Here is a 19,869-nt window from a genome sequence, read left to right on the forward strand (position 1 = left end):
CTTGTTTTAATATATGGAAACTATATGAGTTATTTAAGCTGGGAAAATTTGGTTGTAGGTTATCCGAATAAGCATCCACTTATTCACCCTTTTTCAGGAGAAGTGGATCAGCCTGGCATTTATGCTGTGGTTGGACAAAATGGTTGTGGGAAATCTACACTACTTAAGACTTGGCTAGGACTTATTAAACCCCTGCAAGGGAAAGTCTGCATAAATAACATGCCCATTCCCAATGCTCACGATATTTCTCAAGGCATTGCTTATGTACCTCAATTCCATGCTGTAAACCGTTATTTCCATTTGACCGTGCAAGATTTTGTAAAACAAGGCTTTGGTCCGCACCACAAGCTTATCGAATCCGATATTGAAAAAATTTTAAGTACCCTTACAGAATGGCAACTTGCCGGATACGAAAAAAGAAGCTTTCATGAGCTGAGTGGTGGTCAAAAAACCCGTGCTATGATTGCCCGAGCGATTATTTCGAAACCTAAAATGCTTTTCTTGGATGAACCCCTTGCCAGTCTTGATAGCTGCTGTCAACTTCAACTGATGGACACTCTCTTTGAATTGTCTAAGGAAAAAAAAGTTTGCATCTTTATGATCGATCATCATTTTGAAAACTTTGAATCCTATATATCAGGGAAAATCACATTTACGCGCAGACATGATCAAGAAACATCTGTTGTTTTTATCTAAAAAAGGTTACAAAATTCATGCCTCCCACTCTTTTAAATTTCATACAAACCTTTGAATTTGAATTTGCGCAAATTGCCTTGGCAGCGACCGTGCTTATCACACTCATGTGTGGTTGCCTCAGTCCTGTCGTTGTTCTTAAGCAGAGAGCTTATTTAGGTGACACGCTTTCTCACCTAGTTTTCCCAGGAGTGATAGCAGGTATCGTTCTCGCAAAATACTCTTGTATCCCTTTTTGGGCATGCATATTACTTGGTGCTTCAATTACAGCATTTATCGGCACTTTTATTTCAGAATGGATTTTAAAAACTCTGAAAATACCTCCTGATGCATCTGCTATTATTTGTTTAACATCTTTCTTTGCTATGGGAATTATAGCTATCTCAAGCAATAAAGGCACTCGTATAGACCCAGAAAGTATTTTATTTGGCGATGTGTTAACCTTAACTATAAATGACCTGTACATTCTAATGCTGTCTTTAATTGTGGTTTTTATTTCTATTATAACGCTTAGAAAGCATTGGGATGCATGGCTTACCGACCCCGAATTTGCAGAAATTGCAGGATTTAAGGTTAAATTATTGGACAAACTCTTTCCATTTCTAATGACCTTTGCCATTCTTTCTGGAATATTTGCTGTTGGTGGTCTTATGATTTCAGCACTCCTCACCTTGCCAACGATTATTTTTCAACCAAAGAGTGTTTTTTCTCCAATTGTTGTTTTAATAAGTTTTATTGGAGGAATTCTTGGAATTCTTATTGCATTTAGTTTTAACTGGCCTGTAGGCCCAAGTATTGTCCTCGTTGGTTTTATCACTATACTTACGAAGACTTTCGTAGTTCACCTACAGACCAAAAAAAGGATTTGAAAATGTCAGACAATATTTTTGAGCTTAAAAAAACAAAATTTCTTGAACAACGAGAGAACAACAATCTTGCAGATTCTTACAACAAAACTCATACAATCGAACAAGTAGCTGTTCTAAAAGAAGGCACTAAAAACGTGAGCACTGCTGGCCGTATTGTTGCTATGCGTACAATGGGAAAAATTCTCTTTGCTCATATCTATGACTTTTCTGGTAAAGTGCAAATTTGTGTGCGAAAAACTGAAGAAGCTCCTGAAGTTTTCGAAAATTTTGTTGCTAATGTTTCTATCGGAGATTTCGTTGGCGCAGAAGGGGAAATGTTTGTTACTAAAACAGGAGAGCTCACTTTACGTGTAGGTTCTTGGAAACTTTTGAACAAATGCTTACGTACTTTACCTGAAAAATACCACGGAATTGAAGATATCGAAACTCGCTATCGTCAAAGATATCTTGATATAATAATGAATCAAGAATCACGAGATGTTTTCAAGAAACGTTTCGAAATTGTGAAAACAATTCGCCGCTACCTCGAAGATAGCGGTTATGTTGAAGTTGAAACTCCTATCCTTCAAACAACTCCATCGGGTGCTTTAGCACGCCCGTTTTACACGCATCACAATGCTCTCGACATTGAATGTGTCATGCGTATTGCATGTGAAACTTATCTTAAACGCTGTATTGGCGCGGGTATGGACAAAGTATTTGAGTTTGCCCGCAGCTTCCGCAATGAGGGCATTTCTGCTACTCATTTACAAGATTTTACTATGCTTGAGTTTTACGCTTCATACTGGAATGCAGAAACAATGCGTACATTTGTCGAAGGTATGATGCGCAACTTAATCGAAAAAATATTCGGCAGTGTTAAAGTAACACTGAGCGGAAATGAAATTGATTTTTCAGGTAAATGGCCAGTGATTGAATATTCTGATCTTGTAAAAAAAGACTCAGGGATTGACATCACTAAATATACAAGTCGCGAATCTTTAGCCGAGCAAATTAAAGCAAAAAATATCCGTCTTGACGATGATATTGAAAGTTTAAGTTGGGCAAATATGGTTGACTCTCTTTATAAAAAAGTCAGTCGTCCTAAACTTATTCAACCTTGTTTCCTTATCAAGTATCCAGTGGAAATGGCCCCACTTGCACGCCGCAATAGCAAAGATTCCAATTACGTTGATTTCTTTCAATTCCTCGTCAATGGGGTGGAACTCGTCAAAGCCTATTCCGAGCTTGTTGACCCTCTTGATCAGCGCGAACGCTTTGAAGAACAGATGCAAGCACGTGAACACGGTGACGATGAAGCTATGCCTATAGATGAAGAATATCTAACGGCAATGGAACACGGATTTCCACCCATTGCGGGCGTGGGCATCGGCATTGATCGTTTGACCATGATCCTCTGTGGCTGCGAGAATATAAAAGACACTATTCTTTTCCCACTTCTTCGCCCCCAAACTCAAAGCCAAGAAGAAAAAACTCAAGAAAAACCAGTTGAATAAATAACTGGTTTTCTTTTTTCATCTTCATATTTATTGTTTATTTTCTAGGAAAAAATCATGGAACATCAAACGCAACGCCTTTTTATTATCGATGGCATGTCACTCCTATTCCGTTCTTTTTATGCAATGGGATCGCGCTTGACTTCACCCGATGGCAAACCTATTGGCGCAGTCTATGGATTTTTAAAAGTCTTTATTAAAATATTAAGGGAACAAAATCCGACACACTTTGCTGTTTGTTGGGATCTCAAAGAGAAAACATTTCGCCATGAGGTTTTTCCTCAGTACAAAGCAAATCGAGGCGAAACCCCACCAGATATCATTCCACAGATCATTCTAATTCAAAATCTTCTAAAAGAAATTGGCTTACCAAGTTTTGCAATACCTGGTTTCGAAGCTGACGATGTTGCAGCAACACTTGCAAAATATTTTGAACATTATGGTGAAGTTTACCTTGTGACATCTGATAAAGATTATATGCAAATAATTAATGACAAAATTTCTCTATTTTCCTTAAAAAAAGGCGATGAATATGATATTGTCAATCGAGAAAAAGTAATCGATTATTTTGGTGTGCCACCTGAACAAGTGATAGAAGTTCTCGCTCTCACAGGCGATGCCGTTGATAATATTCCCGGAGTCAAAGGTATTGGAGATAAAACTGCTGCGAAACTCATACAAGAATATAAATCCATAGAAAAAGTTTATGAAAATCTTGATAAAATAACAAATAAAAGAGCAAAAACATCTTTAGAAAATCATAAAGAAGAAGCACTTCTTTCTCGTTACCTTGTTACAATCAATACAGCAGTCCCTTTAAATGTTAGTGAACTTTCGTTACGTTACAATTTCGACTCATTTAAAACAAATAAGTTAGCAAAAGAAAAATTTGAAACTCTGCGCATGCACAGTCTTGTCAAAAATCTTTTCTCAGAAAAAAAGCAAGAAACAATTCAAACGAATTTATTTCATGAAACGACAAAAAATGAAGACAAAGAAAAATCCGAACAAAAAATAACTGAAAATAGTAATAGAAAAAAAGATCTCAACAACTGGGATACTAAAAATTATCATCTTGTTAAATCAAAAAAAGAATTAAATGATCTTTTTCAAAAAATTACCGATCCCAATTGTGAATTTTTTTCGTTTGACACCGAAACCACAGGACTCGATATTCTCGAAGACTCCCCCATTGGCATGTCTTTCTGCTTCGAAGCAGGGACAGCATATTATGTAGCAGCTCACAACAATCATTTACATGGAGGCACACTCTTAGGTTCTGAAGTAGATCTCCCTGAATACACTGTAAAAGATGTGGTTGAAGGCCTTAAAACTGCATTCTCTAAACGCACCGCGCTGCTTGTTGCTCATAATCTCAAATTTGATCTCCACCAACTTAAAAATATCGGCGTTGAAATTGGTCAAGCACCTATATGCTGCACAATGGTTTCCGCATGGCTTTGCAACCCAGCTGAAGGTGGATTTAGTCTAGATTTTTTAACCTTAAAGCATTTTGAATTTCAAAAAATACCTACAAGTGCACTCATTGGTAAAGAAACAGGACGTAGCTCTATGCTCGATGTTCCTTTAAATGACTTGTCACTTTATGCCTGTGAAGATGCCGATGCGACTTACCGTCTTTGGCATAAATACAAAGCAAAACTAAAAGAAAATTCCGATTTACAAAAAATTTATTTTGATATTGAAATGCCCATTTTATTGTTATTAACTGAAATGGAACGCAATGGTGTGCATATCAATTCTGAGTATTTAGGTGGACTCGCTGCCGAAATTCAAACAACAATTATGGAAATTGAAAAAGAAATATATGAAAAAGTAGGTTTTCCTTTTAAATTAACTAGCCCTAAGCAATTGGGGGATATTTTATTTGATCACCTAAAAATTCATGAAAAAATTGGTTTTAAAGGAAAATTAGCGCGCACGACCCAAGGGTACAAAACCGATGCCAAAGTCCTAGAACAATTTGAAGAAGATCCAGTTGTCGCACGAATTCAACAACATCGGGAATTATCAAAACTGTTAACGACCTATGTTCTTGTCCTGCCAAAACTTATTAAAAAATCGACGGGTCGCGTGCACACGCACTTCAATCAAATTGGCACAGCAACGGGTCGCCTCTCCAGTTCTGATCCAAACATGCAAAACATTCCTGTGCGCAGCGATTGGGGTAAAAAAGTAAGAGCCGCTTTTAACGCTTCTTCTGCGACAAAATTTAACATAATTTCAGCCGATTATTCTCAAATAGAGCTTAGAGTTCTTGCTCATTTATCTGAAGATAAAAATATGCTGGCTGCATTCCAAGCAGGAGCAGATATTCATAGGCAGACAGCTGCACAAATTCTTGGGAAAAATCCAGAACAAGTGAGTTCCGATGAACGCAGCAAAGCGAAAGCAATAAACTTTGGAATAATTTATGGAATGGGTTCACAAAGATTAGCAAAAGAGCAAAAGATATCTTTAGCAGATGCAAAAAAATTCATTGAAAAATATTTCGAAAATTTTGCGGGCGTCAAAAAGTATTTAGACAATCAACGGGTTAAAGCTCATTCCACAGGACAGGTGAGCACCTATTTTGGCCGTATTCGTCCCATACCAGCAATCCTGTCGAAAAATCCTTTAGAAGCAAAACTTGCTGAAAATATGGCAATTAATTCTCCTATACAAGGCACCGCTGCTGATATTATGAAATTAGGTATGCTTGCTGTGCACAAAGAACTCTCAAAACGACAATTGAAAACAAAAATCGTTTTGCAAGTGCATGACGAACTTGTCCTCGATGGACCTACGGAAGAATATACAGAAGTTAAAAAAATTGTTAAAGAAGCTATGGAAAATGCAGTACAATTCAAAGTCCCCATGCTCGTCGAAGTGGGACATGGTGACAATTGGCTGGAGGCAAAATAACAATGGCTGGCTCAGGTTTTAAACCCTTTCAATATATTTCAAGTGCATTCAATGCAGCCATGCATAGAAAAGCTAAAAGGGAACAAGAAATTTCTGGGAATCAGAATGGGCAAATGTCTCTATTTGAACATATTCAAGATTTAAGAAAACATGCTCTCCATGGTACCTTATGGCTCATAGCTTTTTCAGGTCTCGCTTTTTTATTTATGGAACATGTGATATTTTTTTTGAAACGCCCCTATACAGCTTTTCTCAAACACGCAGAAAGTATGGGAATAAAAGAAAATTTATCTTCTATTGGTATTTTTGAAGTTATGACCATGAATTTTAAAATTTGTTTTTTAGTTGGTTTTATTTTGAGTCTGCCATTTCTTGTGAGAGAGCTCTGGAGATTCGTATCACCTGCTCTGTATGACAAAGAAAAACGACTGGCACGCATCGCTTTAATCTCAAGTATAATATTGTTTTATTTAGGGATGTGTTTCGGTTTTTTTCTTATCATTCCCTATTTTTTTCAAGAAGCTTTGAGTTGGAGCAGCAAATACGCCTCAGTTATGATCACTTATGAAAGTTATTTCAATTCGCTAATCACACTAATGCTTATTTTTGCTGCTGTTTTTGAAGTGCCTGTTGTCCTCTCGCTGCTTGGCATGGCAGGTATTGTCTCTTCAAAATCACTTATAAAAAATAGAAAAATTGCATTTCTTGCATGTTTTATTTTAGGTGCTATATTGTCACCACCTGAAGTGATAAGTCAGTGCCTAGTCGCCTTACCTATGTATTTTATGGTGGAAGTCTCTATTTTCATTATCAAAAAAATAGAGAAAAATCAAAACCAAAATAGCATTGCCCAAACTTCATAATTTAATTACACTATCATATTTATCTATGATTTTAAGGCACAAGTTCAATATTATTAATATAAAATTAAAAAAAATTAAAAAAATTGGCTAGAGAGTTGACAAGATTATTTCATTCACCTATCTTCCAGAAACTAAGTTATTTGTCTCTTTTATTTTTAGGTTTGTTCAAAGCCATAGATAGTATATTTTCTCTCAAAAGGAGTTTTTTGTGAAAAGAAAAGTAATACACACTCTTACTATATCCGCCCTTTCTCTCATTGGAAGCACTGCGTTTGCACAAGAGGCATCCACTGAAAATGAAGGCGAAAAAGTAGCAATGGACACTGGTGTTTCAACAGGCTCTTCTCTTATCTCTCAAGAGCAAATTGATGCCCTTAAAAAAGAAGTTCTTAAAAAAGACCCCACAGAAAATGCTGTTAAAGCCTATGGTCTCATTCAATTAAATGCTAACCTCGTAGACACCACCCGCAGTGGCACCGTTGACTTTTCCGCTGGTAAAGTTCGCTTTGGTATTTTAGCCACTGGCGGGATCGCCACAGGTCAGTTCGAAGTCCAGTTCAACGGAAATCAACAAAGAAATTTAGCAGTGTCTGGATCATCCGCAACATCTCAAGGTGATGGCACAGTCACTATCCGCCGTGCTCAGTTGAACCTCGATGTGCTCAACGTTAAAAGTGGCTCAAACACATTCTTAACAACACTTTCTCTTGGTGGTGTGCGTATTGGTGGTGCAGACTCTTCTGCTCCCGATGCTGCCGTAACGACAAATGGTTTTGCCCGCCAAGACGGCGTATATCTTAAAGAAACTATCACCCTTGGCAAAGCATTTAGCTCTGAAATCGGTGTAGGTGCATTTAACAACATCACTGCATACTCACAAGCTCCTGGTACATTCTCCTATGCTTCTGCAAACAATTCTGTACAAGCTAACTGGACGAATCCATCCTTTAACGGCACTCTCGGTTATGCAGGGAATATTAAACTTGTTTACAATCTCGATGACAACAAGAGCCTTACCGGTCAATTTTTCTATGGTGAACAAAGTAATTCGCCATCATCACAAACAACTGATGGAGAACTAGCAAAAGCAAGAGATGTCAGCCACATGGAAGGCTCTCTCTGGTATAATGACAAAGCTATCTTTGGAAGCAATTCCGTTATCGCCAGCAATGGAGTTGCTATTTGGTTTGAAGGCGAAAACGCAGGCACGACTTACACAGCCACTAAAAACAATGGTGGCTATAGCTATGCTCGCCAAGGAAACGCTACTTCAGGTGTTGATGATGCAAATTACTCAAACCTTGTCGGTATAGGTGTATCTGGCGACACAGGTAACTTCTTAACTGGTATGATGCAAAAAGGCGACAGACTCACTTATGGCCTATCTTACGCATTTGTTGAAAGCATTTATGCCAACCAATCCAATGGCACGAACTACAATTTAGGCCAAGTCGCTGCACAAATTGGTTATGCCGTAAACACTTATGAGATTGCCCTAGTAGCTGACTATAAGAGCTCCAGTAAGAGCATTTTTAAAAATGCAAAAGGGGATTCCGTAGATAGCGCTACTACAACTTACATCACTGCTCTTTACTCATTCTAAGAGAAAACAGTTTGACTCTCCTCCACCGTACGTTTCAACGTACGGTGGTTTTTTATTTATTAGAAATGAGTCTTAATTTTCAAAAATAAACTATAAAACTCTAAACCTAATTATGAATTAAAATTTTAATTTCCTAAACAATATGTAAAGGCATCGTGCAGGTGGGCATGAAGAAAAACATAACCATTTTTCGTTGCTTTCAACGGCTTGGCATTTTGACCAGATAACAACAACTCTCGCCCCATTTCGCCAAATAAACTTTCAACAACAATTTCCGGTATACGCAAGGAACTTGGCCTGTCCAAGGTCTGAGCAAGCAATTCTGAAAATTGTTCATTGGTGACAGCATGGGGTGCTACTGCGTTGACAGCTCCTACTACGCTCGAATTTGTAAGAGAAAATAAAATTAGACCCAGCACATCGGTGAGAGATATCCAAGACATCATTTGTCGACCCGTACCAAAAGGACCACCTAAGCAAAGTCTGTAAGGGGTATACATTTTTTTAATCACTCCTCCCCCAAGGGATAGAATTGATCCAAAACGCAAATTCACCACACGCATTCCTGCTTCGGCTGCAACATGGCAAGAGGCTTCCCATTCTTTTGCTAGTTGTGCAAGAAAACCTTCTCCAAGTTTAGAATCTTCATGTAAAATATCGTCATAATCACGACTTCCGAAAATCCCAATTCCAGAGGCTGCTACAAATGTTTTGGGCGGACTTTGCAATGCTGAAAGTGCTTTGCAAAAGTCCTTGGTAAAATCCACACGACTCGATTTTAAAACTTGTTTTCTGGAATCGCTCCATTTAACAGCCGCAATATTTTCACCCGCTAGATGCACAACGGCTTTCACACCATCTAAAAGTTCAGGATTTATAAATTTTTTTTCGCTAGCATTCCAATAAACGCAGTCATTTTCGCTTAAGGCAATAGGAGTGCGTACAAGGCGCAACACAGTATGTCCACCAGATCTTAAAAAGGGAACCAGATTGCTACCGACCAACCCTGAAGAACCGGTAATTAGAATTTTCAATTTTTCTTGAGAGTATTTTGCATGTAAAAAAAGATCATTTTTTAAAGTTCGGTGTCTATAAGTAAACAGACGATTTAATTTATCTTCAACAAAGTGTTTACCAAACATATTTAATATTGAACTCATTGGTAAAGCGTATTCAATATGATCGGTTATTTTCGATTTTTTTTCATCAATTTTTTCAAACAAATGTTTATGCTTCCAAGACTTAAATGGACCAATTAATTGAATATCTTCAAATTGTTTATTGGCAATAAAATTTTGATGCAGCATTTTAAGCTTTAAAGTAACAAAAGAAATTTTTGTTTTAAGTACAATGGTATCACTGTTATATATTCCCCCTGAACGCTCCACAATTTCTGTCGGCATCCAAGGAGGGATCATTCGTTCAAGAGCTCCCATTCTTTCATGCCAATGAAAAGCTTCTTCTACAGAGACTGGTAAATGGCATGTTCTGATAAATGTTTTTACTGACATAAATAAAAAACTCCTAATAAAACGACTTGAGCAAGTCTATCAGGAGTTCAATGTGTCGCCAAGAAAAATTAATTTCGTAATTTTTATTTATTTTTGTATGCCAAGCTTTTCGTGCAATTCACCGGATTTGAACATTTCAATAAAAATATCGCAACCGCCCACGAATTCTCCTTTAACAAAAATCTGAGGTGATGTTGGCCAATTATTGATTTCTTTTAAAGTTGACCAAAGTTCAGGATCACTGTCCATATCTTCAGAACCATAAGGACGACCAAGCTCGTTTAAAGCACGCACAACGCGTGCTGAAAAACCGCAACGAGGCGCTTCAGGGGTTCCGCGCATATAAACCATAATTTCATTATTTTTTACATCGTTTTCGATTTTAGTTTTCCATGTTGGATTCAAGTTAGAATCTCCTTTACTTAATAAAAGATTTAGAGGGGCTTATGTTTTTGTTTTTCATCCGCCCATTGTTTTTGAGTATATGCTTTTATCGCGAGCGCATGCACTTCACCCGTATCAACCTCTTCTTTAAATAGTTCCATAATCATTCTATGGCGTTTTAAAGCAGGTTGACCTTCAAAAGCATTTGATATCACAATGACAGAATAATGGTCTGTTCCGCCTGAAAATTCACTGACAAGGCACTCAGCTTCTGCAATCCCTGATTCAATACGCTTTTTCACTTCATGGCTCAACATTAAAAACCTCTGTTTAAATTAATTCGACTTACGGATGAGATGCAACAGCAACCAATCGTAATGTTTGAGATATAGCGCGACAACCTGAGACCAGAAAAGAGGTCAGATAATGTTCCGCTACCAACTGAGGATTTACCGTCTGTCCGTCGTTTAAACAACTCCAAACAACAGCTCCTACTTCATTTTGTTTGGGTTCGAAATCGTAGGATTGAAAATTGCGTTCGCTGTTAACATGCACCTGTACTGTGCGGACGCGAATTGTTTTGCCCTCAAGAGAGATGATCATTTTATCGCCACCTTTTAAGACTATAAGACCAGGGCGGGGTTGGCTTGTTTGAAAGATGCGGTTGCAATCTTGAGGCTTCGTCTCTGCAATCAATTCATTAAAATAATGAGAGTAAGTGATCATAAGAGAGCAAAGTTCTTCAAAGAAAACACTCACAGATTGCTGTATCAATTGCGCAGCATGCGAGGCTTTCAAAGGTATTCCAAGACTGACTCTTGCGAGATTTTGGATCCAGAGTTTTTCTGACTGCTTCATTGTAATGACCTCAAATAAGCTTGGTTTTCAGCATGCACAATGGCATTTTTCCAAGTAAGTGACCTTTTGTTAAAAAAAGCACACAAGCTAAAACTGTCATTAAGAGAATTTTCTGTCAATCAGCTTTAGCTCTAAAAGAACAGTGTTTGCAGACTGCTCCCAAGTTGAAAAAAAGATATATTTAGGTAACTTATATGCAGCATCGACCTTAAAAAGTTGAATTAATAAATCAACAACTCTATTTAATATTTGTCCAGATCGACAATAAAAAACAACCTTCTGGTTTGAGTTCTGTTCTATTTTCAATATCGATTGTGCCATTGTTCCTTTAATATCATTATTAATTTCAATTAAAGTATAAAGAGGAACAACTACGCATTGAAAGTGACATTTATCTTTCACATCGTCAACTATTTGAAAAGATTTTCCAACTTGTGAAGTAAAAATATACACCGATGAACTCTTTGAAAAAATTTTCTCTTGCTTGAGTAGAGGTAGCAGACCATTTTGCCCGTCAGGGGTAAAAACTTCTTTGTTTTGTTGAAAAAAAGCATTTGGCAAAGTTTTTTTTATAAAATTGGCCGTACTTTTACCAACAGCACAAATAGAGTTAAGTTTGAGCCAATTATTTTCATCAGAATATTTAGAATATATTTGCCTTTGAAAAGCAAGGACAGCATTTTTACTCGTAAAAACAACAGAAAAAGAGTCTTCCCGAGAAGGGCACCAATTTGATTCTAATAACTCAGTTTGGTAAACGGGCCAAAAAAAATGCGAGGGGGCATGTGCACTATCACCGAGCACACCACATTCAATATGAATAACTCGATTTTCGTTTACCATTGTTAAAACCTTAAAATTTAATTAAATTAACATCACTTACATCAGCAAAATTATTTTCAATTAATATTTTATGAATTTTGTTTGCAGATTCAGAAGAACAGAGTTCTTTAAAAAAGTCAGAATAAATATATTTATTTTTTCCAAAGATATTTTGCATACATTTTAATTCCTGTTTATTTAAAGAAATATTAAGTTCCTTCGTTCTTCCTTCACGTCCACATATCACAAACAAATTTTCTCCATCAAAATGCACACCAATGGAAGAATGACAGTCTCCACCAAGTAAAAACAATACCATTCTTTCAATACCAGCGTTTATTGCTGTTTTATGACAGCACAACTGAGCAATTTGCATTTTTAATGTTTGATTTGCTTCTGGAACTTCAACTGCAATAACACCTTGTGCAGTCGCAGGAATAAATAAATTTAAAGGCAATGCAAACATTTCTTTGTGTGACATTAGTTCAAGCCGCTCGAGGCCAGCTTCTGCTAAAATGATGGCTGCAAATTCATTATTGCGCAAACGTTTAAGACGTGTATCAACATTACCTCGTAAAATTTGCAAATTGAGATCATGTTTTAAATGTTTTTTGAGTAAGAGTTGTCTACGAGTGCTTGTTGTTCCTATAATATTTTCACAAAACTTATCACTCGCCAGTAATAACGCTTTAAGCTTTGTAAAAGTTAAATTTTTTAACTCATCTTCAGACTTATTATTTAAGCCTAATTGTTCTAATACCATAGGAGAAAGAATAAGCACATCCCGTGCACCTGCGCGTGGTAAAACAGCAGCAACACTTAAACCTTCTGTTTGAGTGACAGGGAGATCTTTCATACTGTGCACGGCGACATGAGCCTGCTGAGCAAGGAGAGCTTCTTGAATTTCTTTTATAAATAAACCCTTACCAGTGCTTAAATGATTGGGGTCATTCGATTCTAAATGCACATCTGCAAGTTGAGATTTTTGTATTTTATCACCTGTCGTGACCACTGGAAATATATCGACACTCAGTCCCATATCTATTAACATCTTTTGCGTTGTGCGCGCTTGCCATAAAGCTAAAGGACTTTTGCGTGTCGCAATTTGAATAATTGAGTTCATAAAATAACAACTTTCTTTCTAAGCAAAATTATTTTTAAATTAATGCACTATTTAATTTTAAAAATAATTTATATCCCACCTAATTTTCCAGAGGGTTTGACTGGGAGTTTCACAATATTATCTTCTTTTTGCACATTTTCAGGTAACAGAGGTTGTTCAGATAGTCGAAATAAATATTCAAGAAGATCTCCCACTGTAGACTCTGCATCTTCAGGTTTCATATTATTACGTGCGAGAAATGCTGCATTTGATACTATTTTTTTTGCAATTGCGTCTGATACAACTGAAGGATTAACAGATTTCCCATTTTTAATATCTCTTACATAGCGAGAAATTTCATAATCAGTTACGTTTTTAATCCAACTGTGAAACCGTCCAACATTCGCAAGATTTTCTTTTTGTTTGCAAAATAATATATAATCGCGTACTTCACCTTCAATAATAAGTTCTGCTTGTTGAGCTGCCATTCGCCGATTTTGCCGATTTTTCTCCATCACAGAGTCAAGATCGTCAACATTAAATAGAAAAAGGTTGTCAAATTCTGACACTTTAGGATCAATTTTCCTTGGCACACTTATATCAACCATGACGGAAAGTTTACCATGCCTTTTTTTTGCATAGTCTTTTAAATGATTATTTTCAATTATATAGTTATTACCTGAAGCGGCTGCAATACAAATATCAAATTCTGAAATACGATCTAAGGCATCTTGCAATTCCAAAGGCCATGCATCACCCAATTCGAGGGCTAGTTTTTCAGCTTTTGCAAATGTTCTATTTGCTATGTACACACTTTTAGCATTTGAAACAATCAAATGTTGAGCAGTGATTCTTGACATTTCTCCAGCACCAAAAATCACAATTTTTTTATCTTGCACGCCTTCAAATACGCGGGAAATAACATCAATAGCGGCATGCCCAATTGATATTCCATTTCGACCAATTTCGGTCTCTGTGCGTACTTTTTTAGCGACACGAAAATTCCGACTAAAAATAGCAGCAGCTTGATTTTGTGCTGAGCCAAATTCACATGCTTGCATATAAGCATCTTTAACTTGTCCAAGAATTTGCGATTCACCAAGTACTAATGAGTCTAAACTTGTTGTAACTTTATAGAGCGTTCTTAGAGCATCAGCATCGAAATCAATATGCAAAAATCGTTCAAAATATTCTAAAGTTAATATCTTGCACGTTGAATTTAAATTTTTAATATAAATATTATACAATTCTGAAAATATATTTAAAATTTGTTGTTTAGAGATCATGCCAAAAAAACAAATATCAAACCGATTGCATGTGCTAATAATGACAAATTCAATTTTTTGTAATGGGGTTATTTTTTGTAAAACATATTCGACATTTTTATATGTACCAATCGCAGCCCAAGCTTCACGCATTTCCACAGGACAGGTTTTAAAATGAGCTCCAGTGTAAGCAAAAAATTGCGATTGTTTCATTTACTTGATCCTATATTTTCTTTGTTTTTAAAGATAGGAGTGCACTCATATGCTAAAGGTGTAGCAAAAAATTCATGTCTTTTATCAAAGGAAATGTTTCTACCAAGCATAATCATTAATTTTACACTGGCTGCTTCAAATGTCATATCCATTGCAGATATAACCCCTAAATTTGCAAAAATTCTTCCATTTTCATATAAATCTAACGAAACAGAACCAGATTCACATTGAGTTGACATCACAACTGGAATTTTTTTAAGAAAAGATTTTTTGCAAAGTTCTAACCAATTTTTATTTGCTGCAGGTAAATTCCCTGCACCAAAGCCTTGAATAATTAGGCCATCTATAGAATTTAAGAGGGATTCTATAAATGCTTCGGAAGGCAATGCACCAGGTACACAACTTAAGGAAGCAATATTGCTATTTGTCTGTGTATTTATAATCGGCATATGTCTTTTTGCAGTTGGGATAATCGAATTTAAAATTTTTTGTTTTATTTTAAAATTAACGCCAAGGCTGCCAACTAATGGAGCATTATAACTTTTAAAAGCATATAAATGCTCATTGCTGTATTTCGTGACTCGTGCTGCACGATGAATTTTGCTGTCAAAACAAACCATGACTTCTGGAATTCCACGCGTTGCCAATTCAACAGCATCGATAATATTCACACGTGCGTCTGAACGCATTGCGCTTAACGGACGCTGTGATCCCGTAAAAACAATTGGTTTTGTTAGGCCTTGTAAAAAGAATGCAAGTGCTGTTGCTGTAAAAGCCATAGTATCGGTGCCATGAATAATCACACATCCATCGAATTCATCCCAGTTTTCTTGTATAGCATTGGCAATTAAGGACCAAAGTTTTTGATTTGCATCGGAGGAATCGATATTACAAAGAATTCTTAAATCAATTTGCGCGAGTGAAGGCAGCTCTGGCACACGCTCTAAGAGATCTTTTAAAAAGTCTGGAGATTGAGTTTGGACTGTTTGTGCATTGCCCAAAGCCATCCCAAAAGTACCACCGGTATGATATATAAGAACTCTTTTCTTCATAAATCACTCATTTCATTCTGCCTTAAAAAACACAGTTTATCGATTCATATTTAACTAAATATCAAACGTACTGCCAAATTGTCCCAAAAAAACCTAAGATCAACAAAAGCATACCAAAAACAGTCAAGCGAGCCCCTTTTCTTCCTCGCCATCCCCAAAGACTGCGACCAAATATGGTCATCACATACCATCCCCAAACTAAAAATGCCCAGAGAATTTTAACAATTCCAACTTGCACAGTCACTTTGCCGATAAAAATCAAGGCCAACCCTGATAATAAACTGATAGTAATAAAAGTTAAGCCAATGAAAGATGATCGTTCAACGAGTTTTTCGAGTGCGGCAAGACTGATAGGTGAGTGTACTTTTTCTAATTTCTTTTGTTTTAATTTTGTATATTCTCTTAAATAAAGCAGGGATGCGCAAAATGCTGCTACAAAAATAGCTTCTCCCAGTGCGGCTGTACCAATATGTAAAAAGACCAACCAATCGCCAGATGCTGCATTATAAAGTGGCGTTGGGTCGAGAAATGGAGAGATCGTTGCTAATAGAAAAGTAAGAGCGCCCACCAAAAAAGAAAAAGCTGGAAGTCCTTCTTTTCCGCGATCTACGGCAATGACTGCAACAGATAGAACAAAACAAATGACTGTATAAACTTGAGTTGTCAATGAATTCACTGGGAAAATAAACTCAAGAGTTCCATATACGATAGTAAAAGAAGTTGCTAATAAAAAAAGAGCTCTTGCACCTATATGAAATTTTTCTGAATGTGGAGCATTCTTTGATTTTAGCATCAATGTGTATCCAAAAATCAATACAGCAAAACCATATAAAGTGCTCATACCAATCCGTGCAATGGTCTCAAGCATAAATATATTACGGAAAATGTTTTCTTGAATTGTCAGATTCTGCATGTCATTATCCAAACTCTGTGCATTGAGGGTAAATGGTCGGCCCCATCCTTCCATTTAACCAGCGTCATAACACGAAAGTCAATTTGATCTACAACAGCAGGTGAATGTTTCCAACATGTGCAGCCAATTTAGCGATGATGATTCTTTTGATGAGAGAAGAATCGAATTAGAGAAAAAAAAACAAAAAAAGCTTGAAAAGCAACTTCGATTGAAACAAAAAGCGGAATTAATCCAAGAATTACAAAAAATCCGCGAACATAATACAAGTAGTCAGCATAATTTTAACCTATGTTTAGAAAAATCGAGTAAATATCCGAGGGGAACTTTAAAATGGGCTCTCGAGTTTTTAAGTGCACAAACTGATACAGATCATGAATTCATTAGAAAAGTATATTTAGAACGCGCTCAGCTTTGGCATCCAGATAAAAATAATGATAAGAATCATTTGGCAATGCAATATTTAAACGAAGCTTGGCAAATTGTTAAAAAAAATAAATAAGGAAATTAGAATGAAAAATATTAAACATCTTCATTCCCCTACATGTGGTTGTAAAAATGAAAAAGGAGAACCTTTATTTGTTACAGCACCGTCAAAAGAAACACAAGATGCTCTTGATTATTGTGAAAAACATCTTGAAAAAGAACTTAAAAACTTAATCAAACTTGTAAAAATTCCAAGTGTAAGCCTTGCTGGTTTCGATGAAAATGATGTGAAGCTTAGCGCAGAAGCCACTGCTGAGCTTTTGCGAGAAGCAGGTCTTGAAAATGTTGAATTGCTTGAACTCGGCAAAGGCATTCATCCTTATGTATATGGTGAATGGCTGCATAAGCCCGGTGCACCTACTTTGTTACTTTATGCTCATCACGATGTTCAACCACCAGGACGAGAAGAAAAATGGAAATCAAATCCATTTATACCAGTAGAAAAGGATGGTCGCCTGTATGGCCGAGGAACAGCAGATGATAAAGCAGGAATTATTGCACACACAGCAGCAATTTCTTCGTATTTAAAAACAGCTGGGGAATTACCAGTAAATGTAAAAGTTTTGATTGAGGGCGAAGAAGAAATCGGCAGTAATAATCTTGCTGCATTCGTAAGGAAACACAAAGATAAATTGAGAGCAGATGGAATAATCGTAACAGATTGTGCCAATGTCGATTCAGGCATTCCAAGCATTACGACTGCCCTACGCGGACTCGTCGCAGTGGATATAGAAGTTGAAGCTCTGGATCACCCAGTGCACTCTGGACTCTGGGGAGGAATTCTGCCCGATCCTGTTTTTGCTCTTACGAAAATCTTATCCACTTTGTGCGATGAATATGGAAACATTGCCATCAAAGGTATTAACGATAAAGTTAAAGCTCTCACAGAAGAGGAAAGAGAAAACTTTGCGCACTTAAAAATGGAAAATATCGCACGCGGAGCAACCGGTCTGTTAAATGGGCTGCCTTTTACTGCTCAGGAAAAAGATTTTGCAGAAAAATTGTGGCGCCAACCTTCTTTGAGTATAAACGCCATTCAAAGTGGCTCACGTAAACTCGTAAGTAATATTATTCAAGACGCAGCATGGGCACGTGTTTCAATTCGTATCGTTCCTAACATGAAGCCGCAAGAAATTTTAGATATTTTAACGAAACACATACAATCTGTTTGCCCGCAAGGTTTCCGTCTCAAAATTAAGCCCGAGTCTTCAAGCAATTGGTGGGCAATTGCGGATCCCAAAGAAGATGTTTACCAAATTGCCGCACGTTCTTTGGAAAAAGGTTATGGGCACACCACTCAATTTATTGGTTGTGGCGCAAGTATTCCATTTGTTCAACCATTATCCGATGAGTTTGGTTCAATCCCGGCAATCCTTGTGGGCGTTGAAGATCCTTACACAAATGCGCATTCGGAAAATGAAAGTTTATTGCTTACAGATTTTAAAAAATCACTTTTTGGGCAAATTCATATGTTGCAAGATTTGGCTAAATTTAAAAAAATTTAAAGCAACAACCTCAGAGACTTTTATCTTAAAAAAATATTTATTCTAACTTACTCGATCTATTTCCCTTACCATCTCAATTATTAGAAGGAAATATAAATTCCAAAATATGTGAATTTTCTCATTACGTTCTGAAAGCGATGCGAATAAGTTAACAACTTTAATTTCTTAAATCAAAAGGCGAAGGCATCAACTGAATATCTTCATAAATTGCATAAAGTTTTTTATCAAAGGAACTTACGATTACTGAATTACCTTTACCTAATACAGGACTTGAATAAACAAATCCTCCTAATTTATAAGACCAAATTTTATATCCATCCCTAGAAATTAAATATAATTTTTGATCAAATGAAGCAATATATATTTCACCAGCTTTATTTAAGAGTGGCTTTGAATAAATAGATCCACCAGCAGAAAACTCCCATATTTTATTTCCTTCAGGAGTTAAAGCATAAAGCTTACTATCCATGGACGTAAAATATACTATTCCGTCTTTACCAACAGTCGGACTTGCATGCACACTGCGTCCTGTTGTAAATTCCCATTTTTTTGTTCCGTCTGGATTGAGTGCATAGAGTTTATTATCATAAGAACCAAAATAAATAGTTCCATCCGAAGCAAATGCAGGTGAAGAATAAATCATCCCTCCTGTCGTATATTCCCATTTTTTTGTTCCGTCTGGATTGATTGCATAAAGTTTATTATCATTAGAACCAATGTAAATTGTTCCGTCATTGTCTATAGAAGGAGATGCGGAAAAAATAGCATCACCCGTAATAAAATCCCATTTTTTTGTTCCGTCTGGATTGATTGCATAGAGTTTATGATCATTAGATCCTACATAAATCGTTCCATCTTTACCAATGACAGGACTAGAATAAGCTTCATCGCCTGTGATAAATTTCCATTTAAGTTTTCCATCAGACGTTAAAGCATAAATATTTTTATCTAAAGAAGAAAAATAAATGCTACCATCATCTGAAACAGCGGGAGTTGAAAATATTTCTCCATCCGTTTTGAATTTCCAATTGTGAAATTTATCTTCTGGATAATATGCATGTAAATAACCATCTTTCGATCCAATATACACGGCTCCATTTATTGCGACTGTAGGACTACCGTATAAACTTCCTTGAGTAGAATATCGCCATAATTTTTTGGGTTCAAAATCATATAATCTTTGATAATTTCCCTCTAAATAACTCGAATTATCATAATTTTCACTAATTTCTAAATCATTATTTGCAAAAGCTACACTTGAAAAAGAAAAAGATAATATCAGACAACACAACGGATTATTGAAAAACATTTT

At 36.4% G+C, this 19,869-nt stretch carries 18 protein-coding genes; 8 read left to right on the forward strand and 10 right to left on the reverse strand.

All coding sequences use genetic code 11. From position 1 onward, the window contains the following. The first annotated feature begins 24 nt into the window (after positions 1–24). The 6 genes from H7355_RS03100 (at position 25) to H7355_RS03125 (ending at position 8,449) form a co-directional block, all read left to right on the forward strand. Complete coding sequence (locus H7355_RS03100) at positions 25–696, forward strand: metal ABC transporter ATP-binding protein (protein ID WP_186645068.1); 672 nt, start codon at positions 25–27, stop codon at positions 694–696. A 17-nt stretch (positions 697–713) separates the two neighbouring features. Next, positions 714–1,562, forward strand: coding sequence for a metal ABC transporter permease (locus H7355_RS03105; protein WP_186645069.1), 849 nt, complete (start codon positions 714–716; stop codon positions 1,560–1,562). A 2-nt stretch (positions 1,563–1,564) separates the two neighbouring features. Continuing rightward, entirely contained in the window at positions 1,565–3,058 is a 1,494-nt protein-coding gene (lysS, locus tag H7355_RS03110) for a lysine--tRNA ligase (RefSeq protein WP_186645071.1), read from the forward strand. 57 nt (positions 3,059–3,115) lie between these two features. Continuing rightward, on the forward strand, positions 3,116–5,983 hold the full coding sequence (polA, locus tag H7355_RS03115; RefSeq protein ID WP_186645073.1) for a DNA polymerase I: 2,868 nt from the start codon (positions 3,116–3,118) through the stop codon (positions 5,981–5,983). A 2-nt stretch (positions 5,984–5,985) separates the two neighbouring features. Then, entirely contained in the window at positions 5,986–6,846 is an 861-nt protein-coding gene (gene tatC / locus H7355_RS03120; protein WP_186645082.1) for a twin-arginine translocase subunit TatC, read from the forward strand. 208 nt (positions 6,847–7,054) lie between these two features. After that, positions 7,055–8,449 carry a hypothetical protein gene (locus tag H7355_RS03125; protein WP_186645084.1) on the forward strand — a complete coding sequence of 465 codons (1,395 nt, stop codon included), beginning with the start codon at positions 7,055–7,057 and terminating at the stop codon, positions 8,447–8,449. A 125-nt stretch (positions 8,450–8,574) separates the two neighbouring features. Here H7355_RS03125 and H7355_RS03130 read toward each other — a convergent pair whose 3' ends face one another. From H7355_RS03130 to ccsA, 9 genes are all read right to left on the reverse strand, one after another. Next, positions 8,575–9,960, reverse strand: coding sequence for a TIGR01777 family oxidoreductase (locus H7355_RS03130; RefSeq protein ID WP_186645086.1), 1,386 nt, complete (start codon positions 9,958–9,960; stop codon positions 8,575–8,577). Between the two features lie 87 nt (positions 9,961–10,047). Then, the gene (gene grxD / locus H7355_RS03135) at positions 10,048–10,365 is read right to left on the reverse strand and encodes a Grx4 family monothiol glutaredoxin (protein WP_186645088.1); all 318 of its coding nucleotides are present in this window, start codon (positions 10,363–10,365) and stop codon (positions 10,048–10,050) included. Positions 10,366–10,394: 29 nt separating this feature from the next. Further along, positions 10,395–10,661, reverse strand: a complete 267-nt coding sequence (locus tag H7355_RS03140) for a BolA/IbaG family iron-sulfur metabolism protein (RefSeq protein ID WP_186645090.1) — start codon at positions 10,659–10,661, stop codon at positions 10,395–10,397. 28 nt (positions 10,662–10,689) lie between these two features. Further along, positions 10,690–11,142 (reverse strand): hypothetical protein, encoded by a 453-nt coding sequence (locus tag H7355_RS03145; RefSeq protein ID WP_186645092.1) that lies wholly within the window; start codon positions 11,140–11,142, stop codon positions 10,690–10,692. A gap of 159 nt (positions 11,143–11,301) precedes the next feature. Next, complete coding sequence (locus H7355_RS03150) at positions 11,302–12,045, reverse strand: hypothetical protein (RefSeq protein ID WP_186645094.1); 744 nt, start codon at positions 12,043–12,045, stop codon at positions 11,302–11,304. Positions 12,046–12,055: 10 nt separating this feature from the next. Continuing rightward, complete coding sequence (locus H7355_RS03155) at positions 12,056–13,147, reverse strand: hydroxymethylbilane synthase (RefSeq protein WP_186645102.1); 1,092 nt, start codon at positions 13,145–13,147, stop codon at positions 12,056–12,058. Positions 13,148–13,215: 68 nt separating this feature from the next. Further along, positions 13,216–14,604, reverse strand: coding sequence for a glutamyl-tRNA reductase (gene hemA / locus H7355_RS03160; protein WP_186645104.1), 1,389 nt, complete (start codon positions 14,602–14,604; stop codon positions 13,216–13,218). Further along, positions 14,601–15,656 (reverse strand): asparaginase, encoded by a 1,056-nt coding sequence (locus H7355_RS03165; protein ID WP_186645106.1) that lies wholly within the window; start codon positions 15,654–15,656, stop codon positions 14,601–14,603. Before H7355_RS03165 ends, hemA begins: the two co-directional genes overlap by 4 nt. 61 nt (positions 15,657–15,717) lie before the next feature. Further along, positions 15,718–16,623: a cytochrome c biogenesis protein CcsA gene (ccsA, locus tag H7355_RS03170; RefSeq protein ID WP_186645114.1), complete on the reverse strand. Its 906-nt coding sequence runs from the start codon at positions 16,621–16,623 to the stop codon at positions 15,718–15,720. Between the two features lie 61 nt (positions 16,624–16,684). Between ccsA and H7355_RS03175 the strand changes: the two genes are divergently transcribed. Next, a complete protein-coding gene (locus H7355_RS03175) occupies positions 16,685–17,068 on the forward strand; it encodes a J domain-containing protein (protein WP_186645116.1) in 384 nt (127 codons plus the stop codon). A 10-nt stretch (positions 17,069–17,078) separates the two neighbouring features. Then, the gene (locus tag H7355_RS03180) at positions 17,079–18,557 is read left to right on the forward strand and encodes a M20/M25/M40 family metallo-hydrolase (RefSeq protein WP_186645118.1); all 1,479 of its coding nucleotides are present in this window, start codon (positions 17,079–17,081) and stop codon (positions 18,555–18,557) included. Between the two features lie 157 nt (positions 18,558–18,714). Here the strand turns inward: H7355_RS03180 and H7355_RS03185 are convergent, their stop codons facing one another. Further along, positions 18,715–19,866, reverse strand: coding sequence for a beta-alanine-activating enzyme beta-propeller domain-containing protein (locus H7355_RS03185; RefSeq protein WP_186645120.1), 1,152 nt, complete (start codon positions 19,864–19,866; stop codon positions 18,715–18,717). Between the last annotated feature and the right edge of the window lie 3 nt (positions 19,867–19,869).

The sequence above is a fragment of the Fluviispira vulneris genome, assembly GCF_014281055.1.
Lineage (GTDB): Bacteria > Bdellovibrionota_B > Oligoflexia > Silvanigrellales > Silvanigrellaceae > Silvanigrella > Silvanigrella vulneris.